This is a genomic window from Bradyrhizobium canariense (assembly GCF_018130465.1).
GTDB classification, from domain to species: domain Bacteria; phylum Pseudomonadota; class Alphaproteobacteria; order Rhizobiales; family Xanthobacteraceae; genus Bradyrhizobium; species Bradyrhizobium canariense_C.
Genome location: NZ_JAFCKJ010000019.1, coordinates 100581 through 123830, shown reverse-complemented (window position 1 = coordinate 123830; position 23250 = coordinate 100581). Strand labels below are relative to the sequence as shown.

21 protein-coding genes are annotated in these 23250 nt (G+C 64.4%); 7 read left to right on the top strand and 14 right to left on the bottom strand.

All coding sequences use genetic code 11. From position 1 onward, the window contains the following. Nucleotides 1-369 precede the first annotated feature (369 nt). A complete protein-coding gene (locus JQ591_RS33535; protein WP_211400240.1) occupies nt 370-1950 on the bottom strand; it encodes a porin in 1581 nt (526 codons plus the stop codon). 508 nt (nt 1951-2458) lie between these two features. Here JQ591_RS33535 and JQ591_RS33530 point away from each other — a divergent pair. Then, nucleotides 2459-2938, top strand: coding sequence for a MarR family winged helix-turn-helix transcriptional regulator (locus JQ591_RS33530; protein WP_211400239.1), 480 nt, complete (start codon nt 2459-2461; stop codon nt 2936-2938). A 21-nt stretch (nt 2939-2959) separates the two neighbouring features. On the opposite strand, the gene JQ591_RS33525 is transcribed toward JQ591_RS33530, so the two are convergent. Further along, nucleotides 2960-4039, bottom strand: coding sequence for an alpha/beta hydrolase (locus JQ591_RS33525; protein ID WP_211400238.1), 1080 nt, complete (start codon nt 4037-4039; stop codon nt 2960-2962). Nucleotides 4040-4382: 343 nt separating this feature from the next. After that, nucleotides 4383-4661 (bottom strand): hypothetical protein, encoded by a 279-nt coding sequence (locus JQ591_RS33520; protein ID WP_211400237.1) that lies wholly within the window; start codon nt 4659-4661, stop codon nt 4383-4385. Between the two features lie 240 nt (nt 4662-4901). Here JQ591_RS33520 and JQ591_RS33515 point away from each other — a divergent pair, with 240 nt between their 5' ends. Continuing rightward, nucleotides 4902-5966, top strand: coding sequence for a ketopantoate reductase family protein (locus JQ591_RS33515; protein ID WP_211400236.1), 1065 nt, complete (start codon nt 4902-4904; stop codon nt 5964-5966). A gap of 37 nt (nt 5967-6003) precedes the next feature. Here JQ591_RS33515 and JQ591_RS33510 read toward each other — a convergent pair whose 3' ends face one another. Further along, complete coding sequence (locus JQ591_RS33510; protein ID WP_211400248.1) at nt 6004-6171, bottom strand: hypothetical protein; 168 nt, start codon at nt 6169-6171, stop codon at nt 6004-6006. A 422-nt stretch (nt 6172-6593) separates the two neighbouring features. On the opposite strand from JQ591_RS33510, the gene JQ591_RS33505 reads away from it, so the two are divergent. After that, a complete protein-coding gene (locus JQ591_RS33505; protein WP_211400235.1) occupies nt 6594-7412 on the top strand; it encodes a YkgJ family cysteine cluster protein in 819 nt (272 codons plus the stop codon). Nucleotides 7413-7514: 102 nt separating this feature from the next. Further along, a complete protein-coding gene (locus tag JQ591_RS33500) occupies nt 7515-9026 on the top strand; it encodes an ATP-binding protein (protein WP_211400234.1) in 1512 nt (503 codons plus the stop codon). Between the two features lie 16 nt (nt 9027-9042). Here JQ591_RS33500 and JQ591_RS33495 read toward each other — a convergent pair whose 3' ends face one another. The 9 genes from JQ591_RS33495 to JQ591_RS33455 all read right to left on the bottom strand — a co-directional run bounded on the left by JQ591_RS33495 (nt 9043) and on the right by JQ591_RS33455 (nt 18224). Beyond that, nucleotides 9043-10089 carry a HoxN/HupN/NixA family nickel/cobalt transporter gene (locus tag JQ591_RS33495; RefSeq protein ID WP_211400246.1) on the bottom strand — a complete coding sequence of 349 codons (1047 nt, stop codon included), beginning with the start codon at nt 10087-10089 and terminating at the stop codon, nt 9043-9045. A 280-nt stretch (nt 10090-10369) separates the two neighbouring features. Next, nucleotides 10370-11110 carry an ABC transporter ATP-binding protein gene (locus JQ591_RS33490; protein ID WP_211400233.1) on the bottom strand — a complete coding sequence of 247 codons (741 nt, stop codon included), beginning with the start codon at nt 11108-11110 and terminating at the stop codon, nt 10370-10372. Further along, complete coding sequence (locus tag JQ591_RS33485) at nt 11107-11940, bottom strand: ABC transporter ATP-binding protein (RefSeq protein ID WP_211400232.1); 834 nt, start codon at nt 11938-11940, stop codon at nt 11107-11109. The genes JQ591_RS33490 and JQ591_RS33485 overlap by 4 nt, the downstream gene beginning before the upstream one ends. After that, a complete protein-coding gene (locus JQ591_RS33480; protein ID WP_211400231.1) occupies nt 11940-13763 on the bottom strand; it encodes an ABC transporter permease in 1824 nt (607 codons plus the stop codon). The genes JQ591_RS33485 and JQ591_RS33480 overlap by 1 nt, the downstream gene beginning before the upstream one ends. Before the next feature lie 13 nt (nt 13764-13776). Continuing rightward, on the bottom strand, nt 13777-14934 hold the full coding sequence (locus JQ591_RS33475) for an ABC transporter substrate-binding protein (RefSeq protein ID WP_211400230.1): 1158 nt from the start codon (nt 14932-14934) through the stop codon (nt 13777-13779). A 55-nt stretch (nt 14935-14989) separates the two neighbouring features. Beyond that, nucleotides 14990-15574 (bottom strand): alkylhydroperoxidase domain protein, encoded by a 585-nt coding sequence (locus JQ591_RS33470; protein WP_211400229.1) that lies wholly within the window; start codon nt 15572-15574, stop codon nt 14990-14992. 12 nt (nt 15575-15586) lie between these two features. Beyond that, nucleotides 15587-16210, bottom strand: a complete 624-nt coding sequence (locus tag JQ591_RS33465) for a CMD domain protein (protein ID WP_211400245.1) — start codon at nt 16208-16210, stop codon at nt 15587-15589. Nucleotides 16211-16257: 47 nt separating this feature from the next. Further along, the gene (locus JQ591_RS33460; protein WP_211400228.1) at nt 16258-17292 is read right to left on the bottom strand and encodes a putative FMN-dependent luciferase-like monooxygenase; all 1035 of its coding nucleotides are present in this window, start codon (nt 17290-17292) and stop codon (nt 16258-16260) included. Nucleotides 17293-17429: 137 nt separating this feature from the next. Continuing rightward, nucleotides 17430-18224: a MetQ/NlpA family ABC transporter substrate-binding protein gene (locus JQ591_RS33455; RefSeq protein WP_211400227.1), complete on the bottom strand. Its 795-nt coding sequence runs from the start codon at nt 18222-18224 to the stop codon at nt 17430-17432. Between the two features lie 205 nt (nt 18225-18429). On the opposite strand from JQ591_RS33455, the gene JQ591_RS33450 reads away from it, so the two are divergent. Continuing rightward, nucleotides 18430-18828: a hypothetical protein gene (locus JQ591_RS33450; protein WP_249137977.1), complete on the top strand. Its 399-nt coding sequence runs from the start codon at nt 18430-18432 to the stop codon at nt 18826-18828. A gap of 38 nt (nt 18829-18866) precedes the next feature. Here JQ591_RS33450 and JQ591_RS33445 read toward each other — a convergent pair whose 3' ends face one another. Then, nucleotides 18867-20312 (bottom strand): MATE family efflux transporter, encoded by a 1446-nt coding sequence (locus JQ591_RS33445; protein ID WP_211400226.1) that lies wholly within the window; start codon nt 20310-20312, stop codon nt 18867-18869. A gap of 133 nt (nt 20313-20445) precedes the next feature. Here JQ591_RS33445 and JQ591_RS33440 point away from each other — a divergent pair, with 133 nt between their 5' ends. Together JQ591_RS33440 and JQ591_RS33435 are read left to right on the top strand one after the other, a co-directional pair. After that, nucleotides 20446-21024, top strand: a complete 579-nt coding sequence (locus tag JQ591_RS33440) for a TetR family transcriptional regulator (protein ID WP_211400225.1) — start codon at nt 20446-20448, stop codon at nt 21022-21024. A gap of 341 nt (nt 21025-21365) precedes the next feature. Next, nucleotides 21366-23153: a peptide ABC transporter substrate-binding protein gene (locus JQ591_RS33435; RefSeq protein WP_211400224.1), complete on the top strand. Its 1788-nt coding sequence runs from the start codon at nt 21366-21368 to the stop codon at nt 23151-23153. Nucleotides 23154-23250 lie beyond the last annotated feature (97 nt).

The following is a 23250-nucleotide window of genomic DNA, read 5'->3' as shown; positions in this document are numbered from 1 at the left end:
ACGCTGCCGCGTCCACCGCAAGCCCGGCTCGCGAACGTGACGACCACATGATCGCCCCTCAAGGATGAGCCGGGATGGGCGACACATACGACAAAACCGAATTTCGGTAAAGCGGAATATTTTTGCGGCGGCCGATTGACAGCCTCGCAGGTGTTTTGCCCGTCGGGTGATGCGGGGCCCATCACCCAAATCGAGCGTGCCGCAATCCGAGCAAGGCCTCGCGCCGGAAGAGCGGCCCCTGATCACGCTTGGGGCTCCATCCGGACTATCGGAATTGGGCGTTTCGCCGCCCTCACATCATCTGCCTTGCGCAACGAAAAACACCCGGCGGTTTCCCGCCGGGTGTTCGTTCACGTGGTTCGACAGATCTTACCAGTTGCGCTGAGCGCGGAGGATCATGGCGATCGAGTCCTGGTCCTTCAGTTCGTAAACCGCGGCCGGCTTGGCGGTCGTGACGTTCGGGACGAGGCCAACCGTACCGGAGTACTTCTGGTCGAGATGGGTCCAGGAGACGTCTGCCGAGAACGTCAGGTTCTTGACCGGGGTCCATCGGGTGACGACACCCAGCTGGCCGATCGCGAAGTCCGGGTTACAACCCGTCACACCCGCCAGGCCACCGAACACGCCGCCGCCGCCGCCGGCGCCGCAGAGGGTGGTCTTAGCCAGCGTACCGAACTGGGCCTGAGCGTAGGCACCGTAGAGCGCGGTGTTCCAGTTGGGATCCCAGTTGTGGGTGTAGGCGCCACGGAAGCCCCAGGTCTTGACGGTTTCCTGCGAGCTGCCGGTCACGAACACCGTGTCGGGAGCGTTGGCGAAGCCGATGCTGCCGTAAGAGCCAGCAATGCCCGAGTTGCCGTACAGCGCGTAGCTGCTGCCCGACAGGTTCTGGAAGTTGTAGCGGGTCGCACCGTCGGTGTAGACGCCCTGGATGTTGATCGTGTCACCCGCGCCGGTCGGGATGTTCTTGATCGACAGAGCGAGCTGCACAGCCCAACCCCACTTGTCGTCGGGGTGGCCGGTGGTCTCGGAAGCGCCGTAGTAACCGACGTGGTTGTCATGCGCAGCCACCGACGCCTGGAAGAGACCCCAGGCCTGGTCGACACGCACCATACCGACGAGGTTCGGCGAACGGGTGCCGCCGATGGAGTTGGTGCCGTACGAGCCGCCGATCATGCCGCCCGCGGTCGCGCCGGTCATGTTGAGGTTGCCGGCCTGATAGTAGGCCGAGACGTCTTCAGCCGAGAACGCTGCCGTGATGCCCTGACCGAAGTCGGCGGTGTAGGTGAACTGGTTGACACCAGTGACCGTGCCGCTGCCGCCGACGAGGTTGTCGGTGATGTTGCCGGGATAGTTGGTCCAGGGCGCGTCGAACTGCGACACGGCCTTACCCATCGTGAAGCCGGCGAACTGGATGAAGGCATAGTACACGCCGAGCGCACCGGCCGAGGTGTTGCCGTCGGTGCCGTTGACGTTGCCGCTGCCCGAACCGACGAGAGCGGTGCCCGCAGCGTTGAGACCGAGCGTACCGCTGTATTGGGTTGCGCCCGTTGCCGAACCGGTGGGGGTGTAGTTGCCGCTCGTCCAGGTGAAGACGCCGTCGAAGAAGGTGCGGACCACGCCGTACTCGGTCGCGGTGCGGGTGTCGATGTTGAGGTCTTCACGAGCGCGGAAGGTGTAGTAGTTCATCAGGCGGTTGCGAGCACCGGGAGTACCGCTCTGGTTCGGATTGAAGTCCGAGTTGGAGCCGATCACAGCGTCAGCGCGCATGTAACCGCCGAGCTTGATGCAGGTGTCGGTGCCCGGGATGTAGTAGAAACCGGCGCCGTACAGCGAGCAGATCTTCACGTACTCGACCGCTTTGGCCTTCACGGGGAGATCGGCTGCGAACGCCCCGGAGACGGCCATCAGGCCGGCAGCCGAGCCGAGAAAGAGCGACTTCGTCAACTTCATTAGTAAACCTCCAGGTCGGTTCAGGGGGCTCGGCTCCTCGGTGGACGCCGCTTTACCCTCTCAATTTCCGTTCAATTCAGATCCGCACCGAAGGTCCGGACTGAAACGACAGTGAGGTGCCCCCCCTCCGTCGTGGCTTCACATATAGTTTATAAAAACAATGGTCTCAATTTATTGCTTTGGTGAATCGTAAGTTCCGAACGCGATGTGGCTTGCGAGCAACAGCGGCGACCCGGGCGCTGAAATCGGTACCGATAAGCAAGAAAAGCCCTCAGGGGGCATCCCGAGGGCTTCTTGGAGGTCTCACATCGCTGTCTATCGACGAGGTCAAGAGCAGCAGAATTGAGTGCTATAAGGCGTAATTTACTTAATTGTTTTTTGCAAGCAATAAATGCCAGGGCGATTTCCACCCTGCGGTGTCTACCACTATCGTCGGTGCGGGATATTCGAGACGCCTCCCAAATATCCCATTAAAGATGGGACACAAGACAAAGGGGGAGGGAGCCACATGATCGAGAAGAAACTCGACAGGGCGATTACGGACTTCATCTGGAACGTCGTCGAAATTCACTCTCAGCTGGAGGACATCCACACCAGCTGGGCCGAACTGCTGGGCATTACCGAGCCGCAGTGGCTGATATTGATGGCCATCACCGAACTGGACGAAGGGCGAGGCGTCGCCGGAATCGACATTGCGAACAAGCTGCGCGTCCACCCCGCCTTCGTCACCAACCAGACCAAGAGCCTCGAAAAGGGCGGCTTCCTGTCGCGGCGGCCGGCGGCGGACGACGCGCGCTTTGTCATGATGTCGCTGACGGCAAAGGCGACCACGGAGATCGAAAAGCTGTCCAAGAGAAAGCTTGCCTTGAACTCGACCATGTTCAACGAGCTCGACGAGAAGACTCTGACAGACCTGAATGACGCGCTCACGACGATTGCCAAGAACGCCCGGCTGGCGGCACGATTGCTGGCGATCGACGTGTCGTGAGCCGTCGATGCGCGGACGCCGCTAGAGGTAGGTCACGGGATCCATCGGGCGGGCAACGCCCAGCTTGCTGTCGAGCCATTCGAGAATGAAATCGTCCACGGCAACAAAATTCTCGACCTCGCCCAGAGGGTGCGGGATGCAGTTCGGTACGACGGTCGAGCAATCAGCTCCGGCCTGCCGATAGCCGGCCTGCAGTTCGAGAGCATCCTCCTCCCATACCATTGAGCGACTCCCGACGACCACGAGCAGCGGGCAAGCTATTCGACGCGACGGCAACAACGAACCCGGCGAGGTCGTGTCACGGACGGCTTGCTCAAGGCCGCTCATCCAGCGCAACGATGCCCGGCGCATGACCGGCGCCGCAATGCCGCCGTCGCACACCGCGGCAGCGATCCTGCGATCCAGCAGGGCAAGGCGGGACGCATGACTGGCGCCCGCCCCTTCACCATAGACTGCAATCCGTTGCGAATCGACGTCCGGGCGGGCCTCCAGATAGTCCAGCCAGCATTGAAGCATATGCTCCGGCTTAAAGGACCGACGAACGAACGAATTGCTGGCATCGACGAGTAAAAGCGACACACTCCGGCGACATGAGGCCGGCAACAACCTGCTCATCATCGAGCCCAAGGTGGCTTCCTCGTCGGCGATACAGATGACCACGGGTGAAGGCCCGTGACGGAACGCCGGCAGAAAGAGGCCGGTCAACGCCTCTTCATCGAGGCCATCGATCTTCACGCGCTCGATCACTGGACCGGCGTCATCCTCAAAACCCCTGAGGCCGATACCGAACCTGTCTGCGAGGTCGCTATCGGCGAGATCTCCCGGACACGACAAGCTTCGCACGACTTCGAGCGCCGTCAGCGAGCACAACCACGCTTCCAGGGCAATCAGAACCGACTCATCCCTGCGCGCGGATTCGGCGGATATCCGGTAGTCGTCTGCGACCCTCAACCAGTCCGAAACCCACAGATGCCTGGGCGCTTCACGCACAAGGTCTGCGACGGACAAGCTTTCGAAAAATCCGGACGCGCGATTGCGCAAACGTGCCAGACTGTCACCGGCTCCGTCGCACGAGCCGTGAGGCCAATGATCACCTTCCATGTCAGTCCCCGAACGGCGCGTCAGCGGTTGCCGGGACTTGCCGGCTGCGCAGTCAGCGCAACGCCCTGCACGCCAGCTCGATGCGATCTCAGGCGTGCCTGATCGCGCTTGTGTCCGATCCCGATGATCGTTCCGTCTTCGCTTCGCGCGGGCGAGGGCACTGGACCAGACGGACCACAGTCCAAACGAGCCGGTCTCAAAACAAGTTGCACGCCGACTCCAACTCAATCGTCACGTCTCAGCTCCGTTGCTGATACACAGTTAAGGCCCCGCACCACTCTGCCATTTTTTACTGTTCCGCGTTTGTAGATTTTTGATGCGGTTGACGACTAAAAATTGGATTTCATTTGATGACGGAAGAGGCAGGGTCTGTGTCGGCTTCCATCATGAATTCCTTATGACCGCATCCGGCGCGCCACCAATCACGATAGCGATAAAAGATGCGGCGGATTGCCGCTTCATCGATGCCGAATGTCTTACGCCGCAGGACTTTCCGACTGTCGTTCTCGCTGGAAAACTTGCGAGACGAATCCTCGACGTCGCGCATCCGCACACGGCGCGCGAAACGTGACGACGCATGATCACCCTCCGGGTGAACCGGGATGGTTGAGACAGCCGACATTCCGAACTTTGGATAAGCAACTTATTTGAGCAACTCAAGTATCTGCAGAGCCGTGGCCCGGTCGGGATCGTCACGCTTTCGGCGTCAAGCAACACGGCCGGGCCACCTGCCGACCCTTCCACGCCTTGTATCCATTATCCCAGTTGCCATCGCCGGGCACTTTGCCTTAGATGCCGCCAAACTCGCCCGCGGATGACGGCCGGGGCTCAAAAATCACACAAATAGTCAAAGGGACGAGACATGGCGCGTAACATCCTGATTCTCGGGGCTTCCTACGGCTCCCTGCTGGGCACGAAGCTGCTGATGGCGGGCCACAACGTGACCCTGGTCTGCCGCACCAAGACCGCGGAGCTGATCAACCGCGAGGGTACCGAGGTGCGCATCAAGTTGCGTGACGAGGCGGTTCACCGCGCCATCTTCTCGCGTGACCTGCCCGGCAAGCTCGACGCCGTGACGCCGGCCAATGTGGACTTGTCCCGTTACGACATGGTCGGCCTTGCGATGCAGGAGCCGCAATACACCAACCACACGGTGCGCGTTCTCATGGTCAGGATCGCCGCGGCGAAGCTGCCGTGCCTGTCGATCATGAACATGCCGCCGCTGCCCTATCTGAAGCGGATCCCCTCGCTCGCAGACATGGATCTCGAGGAGGCCTACACCAATGCGCAGGTGTGGGAGCGCTTCGAGCCGGGGCTGGTGACCCTGTGCTCGCCCGACCCGCAGGCGTTCCGTCCGCCGGAAGAGGCTGCGAACGTGCTTCACGTCGGCCTGCCCACGAATTTCAAGGCATCGGTCTTCGCCGACGACAAGCACAACAAGGTGCTGCGCGAGCTCGAAGCCGACATCGACGCGGTGACGCTCGATGGCCACGACGTGCCGGTGAAGCTGAAGGTGTTCGATTCTCTGTTCGTGCCGCTGGCGAAATGGTCGATGCTGCTCACCGGCAACTACCGCTGCATCACGCCGCACGAGCCGCAGTCGATCCGCGACGCCGTGCACGGTGATCTCGCGCGCTCGCAGACGATCTACGACCATGTCGACGCGATCGCCCGCCGTCTCGGCGCCGATCCGCAGGACCAGGTGCCGTTCGCGAAATACGCCAAGGCCGCCGAAAGCCTGCTCAAGCCGTCATCGGCCGCGCGCGCCGTGGCGGGCGGCGCGCCCTTCATCGAGCGCGTCGACCTGCTGGTCAAGCTGATCTCGCATCAGCTCGGCGTGCCCAATGCAGAGATCGACCGCACGGTCGAGACCGTGGACCTGAAACTCAACGAGAAGATCGTGCAGGGCGGATCGGGCGCCCAGTAAAACGGTCGCTTCCATCGCTATCGAACGCCCTCGGCGCTCACGCGCCCGGGAATGATTGCAGCCAGATCAGGCCGGTCACCGCGACCGGCGTGACCGCGCCGGCACGCGTGACGGGATCGGGACGCCCAGGGCTGACACGAAGGCTGACACCAAGGCTGAGCATCGCGCTCAGTATGACCACGCCCACCCGCAAATCATCTCGCACGGCACTGTTCCCGGTGTGACGCAAACTCAACAAGAGTGATCGCGAGCCGTTGATCACGCAATCGTGTCGCCTCCAGTCCGCTCCCGCTCTCACCCGCAGACAATCACGTGTGGGTGAGACACAGCATGTTGCCCGTCATGTCTGGACGTGATGCAGCGTGAAAATGCGGCATTTCCGCGCGAACTGAACCAAAGCGCACAAATTCTTCTCCGCCGCGCGCCGGAACGAGGTCGCACGCTTCGGGTGTGATCCTTCATTTGCGCAAACGCTGCATGCGCGTGCGGCAGGCTCGTTGTCTTGTCTCGCGGACAGGGCTGAGCAAAATAGCTTTGCAAGTCAGCTGTCTTTTACGGCTTTTCGAGACACGGTTTGCGGCCCCTGCGTTCGGGATCCAGCAAAGAACAATTGAAGAAAAAGAAGTCATGGACCAGGCGATGCTGAGCGTCGTCCGCGCAGTAGAGACCGGCGCGACGACGATGAAGGGCGTGATCGACGCCACCGGACTATCCCGTCTCAAGATCGAACGTGCGTTGAGTGCGCTGGAGAAGCAGAAGCTGCTGGTCCGCGACGGCCAGGGTTTTCGCGCGACCGGCCCGACGAAGACGACCCAGCCCGCCCGGCAATGCGGATCGTGCAACGCCTGCTGCGATATCCTGGAGGTGGCCGCCGTCGACAAGCCGGTGAACCAGCTGTGCACGCATTGGCAGGCCGGCACGGGCTGCACCATCTACGAGCGCCGTCCGCAGATGTGCCGGTCATTCGTCTGCGCCTGGCTGCAAGGCCATCTCGACGACGACTGGTTTCCCGCGAAATCGGGCATCATCGTCCATTTCAGCCGGGACGCCGTCAACGTCACCGTCGATGACCATTGCCCCGATCGCTGGCGCGAGGAACCCTATTTCAGCAAGCTCGCGGAATGGTCGCTGAACGGCATCAGGCGAATCGGAAACCGCGGCTACGCGACCCTCGTCGTCTCCAGCGCCGCCCGGTTCCTGCTGCTCGGACGCACCGTCGTTCCGGAGCCGACACCGTTCGGCACCGCGTTCCTGCCGCTCACCGCCGACACCTTCCGATTCTGGCGGGCGAAATCCCCGGAGCACCTGCAGCGGCTGCACGAGCGCATCGCCGAGATCGAGCGGATCAGGCAGGAATTCGGCTCCTGCGCCATTCCCTCGCATGAGGACGACGATCCGCAAGCCCCCTATCGGCCCGCACTTCTACGGTTGTCGCATCACGCCTGAACTGCGCCGTGGGCAACGGGTCATGATTGGCGCCGTGGCGCTCGACGCGCCCCGACCGGGTTGGTAAGCCCCTGTCCGCGAATGATGGGGTCTGAGTCGGGCATGACGGTTGCGATCGAGATGGGGCAGACCACGGCGGGCGCCGCGGCGGCCATGGACCTCGAGGAACTGCTGGCGACCCGCCTCCTGGTGCAGGGCAATTCGGGCTCAGGCAAATCGCATCTGTTGCGCCGTCTGCTGGAGCAGAGCGCGCCCTGGGTGCAGCAGGCCATCATCGATCCCGAAGGAGATTTCGTCACGCTGGCGGAGCATTTCGGCCATCTCGTGATCGAGGCCGAGGATCACACCGAGCGCGGCCTTCAGGTCGCCGGCGAGCGCGCGCGGCTGCATCGCGTCTCCACCGTGCTCAATCTCGAAGGGCTCGACGCAGAAAATCAGATGCGCCGCGCCGCGGCCTTCCTCGGCGGGCTCTTCGACGTGGACCGGGACCATTGGTACCCGATGCTGGTGGTCGTCGACGAGGCGCAGCTGTTTGCGCCTGCGGTCGCGGGCGAAGTCTCGGACGAAGCGCGAAAACTTTCGCTCAGTGCGATGACCAACCTGATGTGTCGCGGCCGCAAGCGCGGGCTTGCCGGGATCATCGCGACCCAGCGGCTGGCAAAGCTCGCCAAGAACGTCGCGGCGGAAGCGTCCAACTTCCTGATGGGGCGCACCTTCCTCGACATCGACATGGCACGCGCCGCCGACCTGCTCGGCATGGAGCGGCGGCAGGCCGAATCCTTCCGCGATCTCGAACGCGGACAATTCATGGCGCTGGGACCTGCGCTGTCGCGACGCCCCCTGCGTTTGAACATCGGCGCGACCGAAACCCAGCCGCGCAATTCCACCCCGCGGCTGATGCCGATGCCTGAAGCGACACTCGAGGATATGCGCGCCGTGATCCTGGCCGCGCCGCCGCCCGATGCCAGCCGGCCGCAGCGCCGGCCCGCGCCCGATCTGCTCGAACAGCTCCGCGCCGCAAAGGCTGCGGCACCGGAGATCGGCCCCGAAATGATCGAGGTACCGATCAGTGCCGAGGAGCTCGCGGAGCGGCGCGAGCGCGTCGATCGAACCCTGCGTGCCGTGCTCGCCGCGCCCGATGCCGGTTTCCGCGCGGTCGGCGTGCTCTACCAGGAGTTCTTGGTTCGCTGCCGCATCGAAGGGCTCGGCTCGGCCGTGCCCGACCTCAACGAATTCCGCCGCATGCTGACGCGCGCGCGCGCCGGGCTTGGCGCCGAGCATGCCGAGGACGACGCCTGGCAGGACGTCTCGCTGCGTGCCTCGATCCTGCCCGACGACATGCAGGGCGTGTTCATGATGATCGCGCGCGCCGCGAAAGAAGGCTGGCCCTGTCCCGGCGACGCCGCGATCGCCCGCGCCTATGGTTCGCACTCGCTGCGGCGGGCGCAGCGCCTGCTCGGCTACATGGAGGAGCAGGGTCTGATCGTCTGCCAGCTCGACGGCGCCGGACGCAGGTTCGTGACGCTGGTGGAGCTGGCCTGGGCCACCGCGCCGGGCGATCCCAATGCCGACGATGTGCCGGCGGAGCAGGTCGCGAGCGCGGCGTCGGCTTGAGCCAGCGGATTGTCGATCAGGCCGCCTCGGTGGCGTTGGCGCCGATAAGCGCATCTGCCGCGCGCCGCCGCTCAAGCGCAAATATGCGCCGATAGAGCACGACCGAGACGAGCCATGCGATCGCGAACAGCGCGATCACGGCGAAGCCGACATTGGCGAGCGAGTCGTTGAGTGCGTCGACCAGCGCCCACACGCCGCCGGACAGGCTGAGCCGGTCCGCGATCAGCCCGAGCGCCTCGATTCCGCCGATCAACAGCGCCACCGCCACGGAAGCCCCGGTTATCGTGAGGTTGTACCAGAGCTTTCGCAGCGGATCGACGAAGGCCCAGCGATAGGCGCTGACCATCAGGGCCGAGTCGGCGGTATCGACCAGCGCCATTCCCGATGCGAACAACGCGGGGAAGACCAGGACATCGGCAAACGAAGCGCCGCGCGCGGCCTCGCCTGCAGAGATGCTGAGCAGGCCGATTTCGGTTGCGGTGTCGAAGCCGAGCCCGAACAGGAAGCCGAGCGGATACATGTGCCAGGGTTTTGTCACCAGGCGGAACATCGGGCCGAGCAGCCGCGCCAGGACGCCGCGATTGGCAAGCAGGGCATCGAGCCCCTCGGCGTCGTGAATCCCCTGCTCCCGTGCCGCGCGAAACGTCCGCCACAGGCCAGCGAAGATGACGAGATTGATGGCCGCGATCACCAGCAGGAACAGCGCCGAGACCGACGTGCCGATGAAGCCGCCGATCTCCTTGAGCAGGCTGTCGCCGCCAAGACTTCCGACACCAAGGCTCACGACGCCGAGCGCGAGCAGCATGGTCGCGACCACGACGATTGTGGAATGGCCGAGCGCGAAATAGAGACCGACGCTGCGTGGTGCGCCGCCTGCCTGCATCTGCTTGCGCACGACATTGTCGATGGCAGCGATGTGGTCGGCATCGACGGCGTGGCGCAGGCCGAACACCCAGGCGAGCAGCGCGGTCGCCATCACCGTCGGCCGGTCACCGAACGCCGCGAAGGCCCAGGCCCACGCCGCGATGTTGGCCGCGATCAGCCCGCCGAACAGCAGCACCATTCCGGGCTCGACCGCCCGCAAAGACCATCTCGTCACGACAATCATTCCGTCCACTGCACGCCCATCGCACGAGCGGTATGATCTTTTCATAGGATGGTCATACTGACCAGTGCAATTCGGGAGAGCCGCTTTGCAGGAATGCTTGCGGCCATCCTTCGAGACGCCCGCTTTGCGGGCTCCTCAGGATGAGGTCTGAATTCGCGGCGGTGTCACTATCAGACTCTCATGGTGAGGGCCCGCGCAAGCGAGGGCGTCTCGAACCATGCAGCCCATGATGGCGCTACGCCGCCTCGGAGCCGCCGAGATAGGCGTCGCGGATGCGGGGATCGTCCTTCAGTGCACGCGCGGAGCCGGAGAGAACGATCTTGCCGGTCTGGAGCACATAGGCCTCGTGCGCGATCTCGAGCGCGAGGCTGGCGTTCTGCTCGACCATGAAGACCGAGACGCCCTCCTGGTTGATGGTGCGGATCAGTTCCAGCACGCGGTCGACATAGAGCGGCGACAAGCCCATGGTCGGCTCGTCCATCACGATCATCCTGGGACGGCTCATCAGCGCGCGCGCCATCGCGACCATCTGCTGCTCGCCGCCGGAGAGCGAACCGGCGCGCTGCGACAGCCGCTGTCCGAGCTTCGGGAACAGCGTGAGCATCTTGTCCAGATCCTGCGCGATCGCCTCACGGTCGTTGCGCACGAAGGCACCCATCAGGATGTTCTCGCGGACGCTCATGTCCGCGAACAGGCGCCGCGCCTCCGGCACCGAGGCGATGCCGCGGCGGACGATCTGCGGCGTGGAAAGTCCGAGCAGCGAGGCGCCGTCGAAAGTCACGTCACCGGAGCGCGGTTTGACGAGACCGAGGATGATCTTCATCGTCGTCGACTTGCCGCTGGCGTTGCCGCCGAGCAGGCAGACGATGTGGCCGCGCGGAACTGATATCGACAGGTCGAAATGCACCTGGGCCTGGCCGTAGAAGGTATTGACGTTGGTCAGCGCGAGCAGCGCATCGGGAGGCGAGTTCGTCATGCCGCGCTCTCCCGCTCCGTCGTCAGGCCGTGGCCGAGATAGGCCTCGATCACTTTGGGATCGTTGCGCACCGCTTCGCCCGGTCCTTCCGCGATCTTCTTGCCCTCGTCCATGACGATGACGCGGTCGGAGAGGCGCATCACCATTTCGAGCTTGTGCTCGATCAGCAAGATCGTCAGCCCTTCGGCCTTCAGCTCGGCGACGAGCCCCTGCATCTCCGTGGTTTCGGTCGGGTTCATGCCGGCGGTCGGCTCGTCCAGCAACAGCAGGCGGGGCTTCAGCGCGAGCGCCCGCGCGATCTCGACGCGGCGGCGGTTGGCGTAGGAGAGACTGTAAGCCGGCTGGTCGATGCGCGGCAGCAGCCGCTCGCCGAAGCGCGCGAGAATGACCTTCATCTCCTCGCGCAACCGCTCCTCCTCGGCCTTGACGCTGGCGGGGCGCAGCAGCGCCAACCCCAGTTCCAGCAGCGGGCCGATCACCGGCACGGCCGGCTTGACCGCACGCAGCCGCGTGTGGGCGCCGATCAACACGTTGTCCATGACGCTGAGATTGCCGAAGACGCGGCCGAGCTGGAACGTGCGCGCGATGCCTTCGGCGGCGAGCCGTTCCGGCGACAGACCCGTGATGTCCTGACCTTCGAAGCGAACCGTCCCGGCGTCCGGCCGATCAAGCCCGGTCACGAGATTGAACAGCGTCGTCTTGCCGGCCCCGTTCGGGCCGATGATGCTGATCAGTTCGCCCTTGGCGAGATCGAGATCGATGGCGTCGACGGCGGTGAGGCCGCCGAAACGCCGCGTCAGCCCGCGCAGGGACAGCATGGTCGTGCTCATCACATCGTCCCCAACAGGCCCTGCGGCCTGAACCGCACGAGCAGCAGCAGCACGATGCCGTAGATCAGGATGCGATACTCCGCCGCGATCCGGAACACTTCCGGCAAGCCGACCAGCGCCACCGCACCGACGATGGCGCCGACGACATTGCCGAGGCCGCCGAGGATCACCACGGTCAGCGCCAAAATGGATTGCTGCGTGTTGAAGGTCTCGTGGTTGATGTAGGAATAGAGATGCGCGGCGATGCCGCCGCTGACGCCGGCGGCGAAGCCGCCGAAGATGAAGGCCAGCGATTTGTAGCGATTCAGGCTGAGCCCGTAGGCGCGCGCGGCGATGTCGTCGTCGCGGATGGCGCGAAAGCTGCGGCCGAGATGCGAGCCGAGCAGGCGTCCCTGCAGCAGCGCCAGCACGACCATCACGATGAAGCTGAACCAGTAGATCGAAATCGGGCTGACCAGCTCATAGCCAGCCAGCGACAGCGGCGGGATGCCGGAGATGCCGATTGGACCGCGGGTGACGCTCTCCCAGTTCAGGATCACCAGCGAGACGATCTCGCCGATCGCGAGCGTCGCGATCGACACATAGTGCCCGCGCAGCCTGAACGACGGCGAGATCAGCGCCGTGCCGAGCGCGGCACTCATCAGGCCGCCGCCGATGATGGCGAGGCCGACAGGAACGGAGAACGTGAGCGACAGCAGCGCGGAGGTGTAGGCACCGATCGCGAGCAGCGCGGCGTGTCCGAGCGAGACCTGGCCGATCGTGCCTGCAACCAGGGTAAGGCTCAGCGCGAGCATGCCGAGCAGCCAGGCGTTGATCAGGGTCTGGAGCACGTAGAACGACACCGGCAACAGCGGCAGAACCGCGAAGATGCCGGTCGCGACCAGCAGCGCCCAGCGCGGAATTCGCACAGGGCGGCTCGGCGCAATGAAAGTGCCGGTGAGCGGCTCGGGCGGCGCCTGCCGTGCGCTGGCGAACAGGCCGTTCGGGCGCAGCACGAGCACCACGACCAGCAGCAGGAACGCGAACAGATTGCGGTAGCTGGTGCCGAACACGGCGACGCCGTAGCTCTCGACCAGTCCGAGCAGCAGGCTGCCGATCACCGCACCCGGCACGTTGCCGGCGCCGCCGACGACTTCGGCGACGACGCCCTTGAGCGTCGCCTGCAGGCTCATCGCAGTGTCGATCTGGTTGTAGTACATGCCGACCAGCAGGCCGGAGACGCCACCGAGCGCAGCCGCAATGCCGAACACCGCCTGATTGACGCGGTTGACGTCGACGCCCATCTGCATCGCGGCGTCGCGATCCTGCGCCGTGGCGCGGATGGCCCAGCCAAGCTTGCTATAGCGCAGGAACACGAACAGCAGCAGCGCGCTAGTGATGCCGACGCCAGCGATGAGCAGATCGAGCGGGCCGATCGTGCCGCCGCCGATCTGGAAGCGGACATCCGGCAACTGGCTCGGCAGCGCGCGCGGATTGGGCGAGAAAGTTAGCATCACGAGCTGATCGAGCACGAAGCTGATGCCGATGGTCGCCAGCAACGGAGCGATGCGCACCGAGTTCTGCAGCGGACGCAGGCCGAACCGTTCGATGATCAAGCCGACCAGCGCCGCCGCCACCGCGACCACGATGATGGTGAGCGGCAGCGGCGTATGCAGCTGCACCACCGCGACCCAACCGATATAGGCGCCGACGAGGTAGATCGACCCTTGCGCAAAGTTGATCAGCCGGCTGACGCCGAAGATCAGCGCGAGCCCGACCGCAACGAGCGCGTAGACGTTACCGACGATCAGCCCGTTGATCGTGTAGTCGAGCCAGGAAGACACGCAGGAGATCCCCTCAGGTCGGCTTGCCGTCCCAGAGCGCGAACTGGCCCTTGCGCACGACGAGCTCGGCGTTCATCGCGCCCTTGACGCGGCGGCTCTCGACGTCGAACGTCGCTTTGCCGAAGATCACGCTCGAGACGTCCTTCACTTTCGTGAAGGCGTCGCGGACCGCGCGCCGGTCGGCGCCGCCGATCCTCACCACGGCGGCCGCCATGTTCATCGCGTCATAGGCGTAGGCGTTGAACGCGTCAGGCTCCAATCCGGAGTACTTCTTCTTGAAGCCCGCGATGAACGTCTGCACCTCGGGGCGCGGGTCTTCCGGGAAGTAGCGCGTGCCGACATGGACGTCCTCGACCGCCTCGCCGCCGAGCTCCAGGAATTTCGGTGAGTAGACCGAGCTCGCGGCGCAGATCACCTGCTTCAGCCCGACCTGGCGCGCCTGGCGCGCGATCAGCGCACCGTCGGAATAATAGGAGATCAGGATCAGCCCATCCGGATTGGCATCGCGGACACGCACCAGCGTGGAGCGGAAGTCGCGCTCTTCCGCGATGTAGCCCTCGGTAACGGCGATTTCGGCGCCATGCTCCTTCGCAGCCTTGACGAAATAGTCGCGGCTGGTGCGGCCCCAATCGGTGTTGAGGTGCAGCACGGCGAGCTTCTTCAGGCCGAGACGCTTGACGGCGTAGGCCGCCAGCAGCGGCTGCTCGTCGGCCTGGCTGACCGAGGTGCTCCACATGAAGTCACCGCCCTTGGTGAAATCGGGATGCGAATTGGTGAAGCCGAACTGCACCAGCCCGCCGCGCTGATAGATCGGCGAGGCCGCCATCGATGCGGGACTGGAGAAATCGCCGAGCTCCATGACGATCCTGGGATCCGAGACGAACTTCTGGGCGATCGCCACCGACTGACGCGGGTCGCTCTGGCTGTCTTCAAAGCTGTAGGCGAGCTTGCGGCCGTTGATGCCGCCCGCTGCCTGGATCTCGTCGAGCGCGAGATCAAAGCCCTGCTTCCACTGCGTGCCATATTGCGCGTTCGGCCCGGTCAGCGGACCGCTGACGCCCAGCAAAATCGGCTCTGACGATTGCGCGAAGGCGGCGCGCGAGAAGGCTGCTCCCGCCATCATGGCGGCAAGCGAGCCCTTGACCAGGGTACGACGATCGATGTTGCTCATGTACGGCTCCATCCAGTGTTGAAACAACCAGCAATTTCTATGCCGGTGAGATTGCCTATTTCGAGGGCTCGCCGAGCGACAGCATCAGCCGGTTCGCCCAGTTGAAGAACGACGCGCCGTTGATGACGTCGACGATCTCCGCATCGTCGAGCCCGGCGCGGCGCAGCTCATCGATATTGTCGGGGCCGAACGCGATCGGCGTCGCAGCCAGCGCCACCGAGGCCTTGACGACCGCATTCCAGCGCTCGCCGAGATCGGCGCCAACGCCTTCGTCGAGCAGGCGCTGCACATCGTCGCGGCGCTTGGAATAGGTGCTGGCGAAACGCGCATGTACGGAGGCGCAGTAAATGCAGCCGTTGTAGCGCGAGGTCGCAGCCGCCGCGAGCTCGCGCTCGGCACGCGGCAGGCCGTCGGCGACGTTGTAGAAGATGTCCTTGTCGGTCTTGGTGCGGGCCTCCAGCACCTCGGGATCGCGCACCAGCAGACGGAAATACTCGGACTTGGAACGGGAGCGATCGACGAGGCCGGCGAAATGCCGCTCGGTCAGCTCGGCTTCGGGCAGCGGATCGATCCACGACACCCAGCCCAGTTCGTCCTGGGTGAAGACGACGGGCGGATTGACATTGTTTGCAGCGCTCATGATGCAGCCTCCTTATGCGCCGGCCGCGGCGTTTGCGCGCCCAAGCGAGGCACCGAGCACGCGCAGTCCGGTGACGACGCGCACCTGGAACGACAGGAACGCGACGAGCTGAGAGAACGTGACGATGCCGGTGTTCGACCAGCCGGCGGCGAGCAGCGCCTTCATGTCGGCCGCGGCCGCATCTCGCGGGCGGAACACCAGCAGATGCGCATGCTCGAACGCAGCAACGAGCCGGGCGCCGAGGTCGGGCTTGCGCTCCGCACTGACGCGATAGATCAGGCCGGCCTTGTTCTCGACCGACAGGGGGCCGGCCGGAAACGCGCCGTAGGGGCCTGAGGTCTCGCCGCGCGCGATTTCGACATCGACCGCTTCGACCAGACGCGCGCCATCGGCGGTCGCAGCTAACTTCGCCCGATAGAAGCCGGCCATTGTGGGCTCACGGTGAAGACCGATCACGAAGAGCGCGACCGCGGCGCGCTCCACCAGCGAGACATCGCCGGCGTCCACGGGCTCGAGCAGCGAGAGATAGCTCTTCTGCGCGTTGTCGCGCGCCTGCAGGCGGCGCCCGCGAATGGCATCGAGGGACGAACCCGGTTCGATCCCGGCGAGCGTGTCGATGATATCTTTCGTAGCCATCATTCAGCCTCTTGCAGCCTCGTGCAACGCGATTCCGTTCATTCCGACTAACCCGCCAACGCCACGTCGGGCGCCGTCCGCGTCCAGCCCAGCGCCGGCGCGACCTTCTCTGCGACCAGCTCGATCGAGCGCAGGATATGGGGATGCGGGGCGTCGACCGAATGCGCCTGGAAGACGAGATCGGTCACCCGCTCCAGCGTGGCGTCGGCGCGCAGCGAGGCGATGACGTCGTCGGCCGCGCCGACATGGGTGTCGAACGCCGCGATCATCTCCTCCAGCGTCTCGCCCGGCCTGGCGTGGCCGCCCTTGAGGAATTGCGGCAGCGCGCGCCGCAGCCCGATATCGGCAAGCCGCATCGCCTCGGTCCGGTCGTCGGCGACGAAGACGGTACGCGAGGCCATGATGCGGGGTTCGCGTCCCGGCGGCAGCGCTTCGAGATAGGCATCGATGACCGGATTCTGAATCTCGGCCAGCGTTGCCTTCGGCGCCTCCTTGGTCCGAGGCTGGGTGCGCGACAGCAACAGGCCGTCGCCCGCCTTGCCGGCACGTGCGCCGCCCGCGACAGAGAACGTCGCCTGCCAGATCCGGTTGTCCAATTGCGGCCGCTGCGGATAGAGCGTATCGCCGCCGTCGAGCGGCTTGCCCACCAGCGCCGTGCGGACGACGTCCAGATTGCGCGCAAATATCTCGTTGCGCTGGGCGCTGTCGAGGCCGAAGGCGGCAAAGGCCGAGGGATTGCCGCCGGTGCCGACACCGAGCTCGAATCGACCGTTGCAAAGGAGATCGAGCACCGCGGCGTCCTCCGCCACCCTCACCGCATTCTCCAGCGGCAAGGTGACAATGCCGGTGCCGAGCCGGATGCGCGAGGTCTGCGCTGCGACGTAACCGAGGAAAGTGAAGGGCGACGGCAGGCCGCCCTCGCGCTCGTGGAAATGGTGCTGCGCGATCCACGCGGAATCGAGGCCCGCCTTCTCGGCGCGCACGATCTGCTCGGCCGCGAAGCGATATCGGTCGGCGGGCGGGGCCTCGTCGAGAAGCCGTGTGAAAAACCCCAGGCGTTTCAGGTTTGCTAAGCGTTTCATACGACCCCTGTCGGACGAGGATGGGCCCCGATGATGTCGGTTGCCGCAGCTCCAGACAAGCGGGCATTGCGCAAGGCTAGTACGCAAGGCTGCCCGCCGGGATCGCCCCTGCGCTGGACTTTGTCTGGGCAGAATGCCTACCAGCTCGGCAGCACCGCGCCCTTGAACTTGGTCAGGACGAACTCCTTAACCTCGGCGGTGTGGTAGCTGTCCACGAGGATCTTGACCCAGGGCTTGTCCTTGTCGGCCGTGCGAATGGCGATGAGATTGACGTAGGGACCCTTCGGGTCCTCGCGCAGAATCGGATCCTTGACCGGATCGAGGCCCGCCTGGGTTGCATAATTTGTGTTGATCGCGGCGGCGTCGACATCGTCGAGCGCGCGCGGCGCCTGCGCCGCGTCGACCTCGATGAACTTCAGCTTCTTGGGATTCTCGGTGATATCAAGCACCGTCGGCTTGAAGCCCGTGCCGTCCTTCAGCTTGATCGCGCCCTTGTCGCGCAGGAGCAGCAGCACGCGGCCGCCATTGGTCGGATCGTTCGGGATCGAGACCTTGCCGCCCTCGGGGATGTCCGCGAAGGCCTTGTGCTTCTTGGAATAGACGCCGATCGGGAAATTCACGGTCAGGCCGACAGCTTCGATCTTGTAGCCACGGTCGGCCTTCTGGTTGTCCAGATAAGGCTGGTTCTGGAACGAATTGGCCTGAATCTCGCCGGCATCGAGCGCGGCGTTCGGCACGACGTAGTCGGAGAATTCGATGAGCTGGATGTCGAGACCCTGCTTGGCGGCGATCGGCTTCACGGCCTCGAAGATCTGGGCGTGCGGCCCCGGCGTCACGCCGATCTTGATGGTCTCGCCTGAAGCGGCGGCCGACCAGGCGGCGAGCACGGTCGCGAGGATCAGGGGGAGGCGAAACGACATCTTGATCTCCATAGCTCAGCAATGATTGGAACCGTATTCGCTTCTCCGAAGGGCGAAATCAATGAAATTGAAATCCATATTGGCTGGCCGGGGCGGATTACGCTTCTCCGTTCGACCGCATGTGGGGAACGAATGCACCTCGCAAGCGTGAGGCGCATCACGGCAAAACGGCACGCGGCGAGCGAGATTGGCGGCGAGATCAGCCAGGAGACCTGCCATGAGACCAGCCATGACCACCCTCGCCGCTCCGAAGCTCGCAGGCCGGAACCGCCTCGAATGTTTTGCGCTCTATTTCTTGCTCCAGGGCGTGCCGTTCTATTCCGGCGTCGCGCTGGTGATGAAGCTGATCAACGCGACCGAATTCGTCGGCGAGCCCTTTGGCGCCGCCATCTTCATCGCGATGGTATCGACCTTCCACGCACTGGTAACGCCGTGGCTCGGGCCGAGATTTCCGCATTTCTTCAGACACAACTATGAGCCGCTGTTCGCCGATCCGGCGCTGTCGTTCTCGGAAAAAGTCTCGCGCTGGCTGGCGCATCCGAACACGCCGCTCAAATTGCTGAGCAATTTGCTGCTGCTGTCGGCCCTGGCGGTCGGCGTGGCCGGCCTCCAGTGAGCCGGTTTACTCTGAGCGCCAACTACTCCGAACGCCAATTACTCCGAACGCCAAGTCGCCGGCGACAGCATGATCAGGACGCAGATCGCAGCATAGGCGACCATCGCCACCGCGACCATGGTGGCGAGGCCCGCCATGCCGGCGCCAAAGCTCACCACCGCGATCCAGCCACCGCCTGCTGCGATCAGGATACGCGCGACGGACGAAGCCAGTGGCCCCATGGCGCGGCCGGTGCCTTGGGCGGCAAATGAGCTGACGAAGCCGAAGCCGAGCGCAGCATAGGCCGGTGCGACGATGCGCAGGTAGGTCATGCCTTCGTTCACCACCTCTGGATCGTGGCTGAACAGGTTCAGCCACGACGTCGGGAAGATCGCCACCAAAAGGCCGATCGTGCCGGTCATGATCATGCCGACGATGCCGCTGACCCAACCGATTTTCCGCGCCCGCGCCGTCTGCCCGGCGCCCATGTTGACGCCGACCATGGTCAGCGTCGCCGTGCTGATGCCGAACAGCAGCGGGATCATGATGTAGTCGAGCCGCGAGGCGATGCCGTAGCCGGCAAGCGCGGAGGTGCCGAACAGGCCGACCGCGCCGGTGACGAGGATGACGGTGAGGTTGGTCAGCACCGCGTTGAGGGCGGTGGGAATGCCGACCTTCAGCATGTCGCCGAAGATTTTTGCACGCATGGGCACGATGTGCAGCCGCAGACCGGACCCGCCCGACGACATGTAGCGCAGCAGGAACAGCATCGCCGCGCCGTAATAGAGGCCGAAAGCGATGCCCGCGCCGCCGATGCCGAGCCGCGGGATCGGTCCCAGACCGAAGATCAGCGCCGGCGACACCGGAATCGTCACGATCGCACCGACCAGCGTCACCAGCGCGGGTACCTTGACGTTGCCCGCGCCGCGCAGCGCCGCCGCCTGGAGATTGACGATCCACACCGGGATGGCGCCGGCGAAAAGGTAGTTGGAATAGGTGGTCGCAGCGGTGAGCGCATCGCCCGCGCCGCCGAGGGCGCGATACAGGTGCGGACCGCCGACGATGACGCCGAGCGTGAACACGCCGCCGGCAATGATCGCGAGCACCACGGCGTGAAACAACGCGGCCTCGGCATCGTCGCGTCGGCCGGCACCGACCGCCCGCGCGACCGAGGATGCGACGCCGCTGCCGAACCCGCCATTCGACATCATGGTCATCAGCATGAAGATCGGGAACACCAGCGCGGCACCTGCCAGCGCATCGGTGCCGAGGAAGCCGACATAATAGGCTTCCGCGATGTTGACCGCGGTTTGCGCCACCAGGACCGTCACGGTCGGCAGCGCGAGCTTCAGGAGCGTCGGCAGGATCGGCGCCGTCAGCAGCGCCGCGCGCCGCTGCTCGGCCGCGGCTGGTGTTGATGCCGCCACCTGGCGAACCGGAGCGGCGGTGCGAGCCACGATCGGCATGGCGGACAAGGCCGGCACGGCGGCATCCTCGACTGACATGGGTTCGATCCTGGGTACCTGTCGGACCGCCGGTCGGCCGCCCATTGCATTATGGTCATAATGTATTATTATGATCGTAATGCAATGGGGCCCTGCCTCACGATTTTGTGGCCGGGTCGCATAGGAGGCGGGATTGGCGCGCTACGACAAGGGACACGGGGACACGACGCGGCGGCGCATCATCGACGTCGCCTCTTCGCAGTTCCGCGAGAGCGGTATCGCCGCGGTCGGCCTCGCCGGCATCATGGCGGAGGCTGGCCTGACCAACGGCGCCTTCTACACCCATTTCGCCTCCAAGGAGGATCTGGTGCGCGCGGTGCTGTGCGAGACGCTGGAGCGGCGCGAACAGAGGCACAGGGATAATCTCGCAAGCGGCGTCGCGCTCGAAGCAACGATCCGCGACTACCTATCCCCGCGCCATCGCGACCGGGCCGGCGCCGGTTGCCCGACCGCGGCACTCGTCGCCGAGATCGCGCGACATCCCAAGGCGACGCGCGACGCCTTCACCGGAAAGACGTCCGAGATAATCGCGCTGATGGCGGCGCAGATGCCGGAAGGCCCGGCGGCGGAGCGTCGGCGACGCGCGATGTCGGTCTACGCGACCATCGTCGGCGCGCTGCAATTGTCACGCGCGGTGAGCGACAGGCAATTGTCGGAGGAAATTCTCGAGAACGCGATTGGAGCAGCGCTGGCGCTTGCGAATGGACGGTGATGCATTCGGGTCTCGGATCGTCATGTGTGGCAATTTCCTGGCGGCTGCAATGAATCTCCGACTGGGGCAACATCACGAAACTTGATGTGCCCGCGGCGACCGGGTTAGCGTTCCGGCGCGGCCTTAGAACTTCCCCAAGTTCACTTAGCTCGCACTGGATCGCCGCCCGGGTCTCCCGGGCGGCGATCCAGCTACCGCGCCCCGGCAGCCATGACTGCCGTCCGCACGTTCGTCATTTCGCCGCAGGGTTTTCTGACCCTGTCGGCATTGCCGCCTCGCCCCTGATGAAACATGATGGGTCTTGGCCGGTGACGACTTGTCTTTGAAGTGGGGATCCTCCGATGAACGAAAACGAAATCCGCAAGTCCGTCGCGGAGGTGAAGCAAGGCACCCTGTCGCGACGCTCGTTCATGAAGACGATGGCTGCGATCGGGATCGCAGCGCCGGTGGCGAGCCAGATCCTAGTCTGGAACGACGTGGCGATGGCCGACGCCACGCTGCCCTACAAGCCGACCAAGGCCGGCGGCGGCGGCCCGCTCAAGATCCTGCTCTGGCAGGCTCCGACGCTGCTCAATCCGCATTTCGCGATCGGCACCAAGGATCAGATCGCCTCGCGCATCTTCTTCGAGCCGCTCGCCGGCTGGGACAGGGACGGCAACCTCATCCCCTGCCTCGCCGCCGAGGTCCCGACCAAGGCGAACGGCGGCCTTTCGGCAGACGGCATGAGCGTGACCTGGAAGCTGAAGCAGGGCGTGACATGGCACGATGGCAAGCCCTTCACCGCCGACGACGTCGTCTTTACCTGGGTCTATGCCGCGGATCTGGCGACCGCCGCGTACAGCACGGGATCCTACAAGGACATCAAGGTCGAGAAGGTCGACGACCACACCGTCAAGGTGAACTTCAAGAGCCCGACGCCGTTCTGGGCCGACCCCTTCGTCGGCTCGGTCGGCCAGATCCTGCCAAAGCATCATTTCGGCGACTATGCCGGCGCAAAGTCGCGCGAAGCTCCCGGCAATCTGAAGCCGGTCGGCACCGGCCCCTACAAATTCGTCGAGTTCAAACCGGGCGACCTGATCAGGGCCGAGCGCAATCCCGACTATCACGTCAAGAACCAGCCCCATTTCGACACGCTCGAGGTCAAGGGCGGCGGTGACGCCGTCTCCGCCGCACGCGCGGTGCTCCAGACCGGCGAATACGACTATGCCTGGAACCTGCTGGTGGAGGAGGAGGTCCTCAAGCGCATGGAAGCCAGCGGGAAAGGCAAGGTCGATGTCACCCCCTCCGGCAACGTCGAGTTCATCATCCTCAACACGACGGACCCGTGGACCGACGTCGAGGGCGAGCGCTCCAGCGTCAAGACCAAGCATCCGACGCTGTCCGATCCCGCCGTTCGCCGGGCGATCAACCTCCTGATCGATCGTGAGGCGATCCAGAAATTCATCTACGGCCGTGGCGGTATCGCCACGGCGGGCTTCGTCAACGCCCCTTCGCAGTTCAAGTCGGGCAAGCTCACATATGCGTTCGACGTCGACAAGGCGAACAAGATCCTCGACGAGGCCGGGTGGAAGAAGGGCGCGGACGGCATCCGCGAGAAGGACGGCAAGAAGCTCAAATACGTCTTCCAGACCTCGATCAACGCCCCACGCCAGAAGACCCAGTCCATCATCAAGCAGGCCTGCCAGCGCGCCGGCATCGAGATCGAGCTCAAGTCTGTCACCGCATCGGTGTTCTTCTCGTCGGACGTCGGCAATCCCGACACCTACTCGAAATTCTATTGCGACATGGAGATGTACAACACGACGCAACCGCAGCCCGATCCCGAGCGGTTCTTGAACCAGTGCGTTTCCTGGGAGATCGCCAACAAGGAGAACAAATGGCTGGGTCGAAACATCTCGCGCTGGTCCGATCCCGAGGCCGACAAGGCCTACAAGGCGGCCCAGAACGAGCTCGACCCGGTCAAGCGCGCCGCGCTGCTGATCAAGGTCGACGAGACCTTCTGCGAGGCCAACGTGTTCCTGCCGCTGCTCTCGCGCAACATCGTCGGCGCCGGCGTCAACAACCTCATGGCCGACATCTCGGGGTGGGACGTCACGACCTGGAATCTGGCGAGTTGGTACCGCAGCTGACGCCGGTCGAGGTTTGAGGCTGGGTCGACTTCTCAATCGCTTCAAGAGCTCGCTTGTATCAAATGATACAGCGCGCGCCGTTCGCAGCCGGCATATT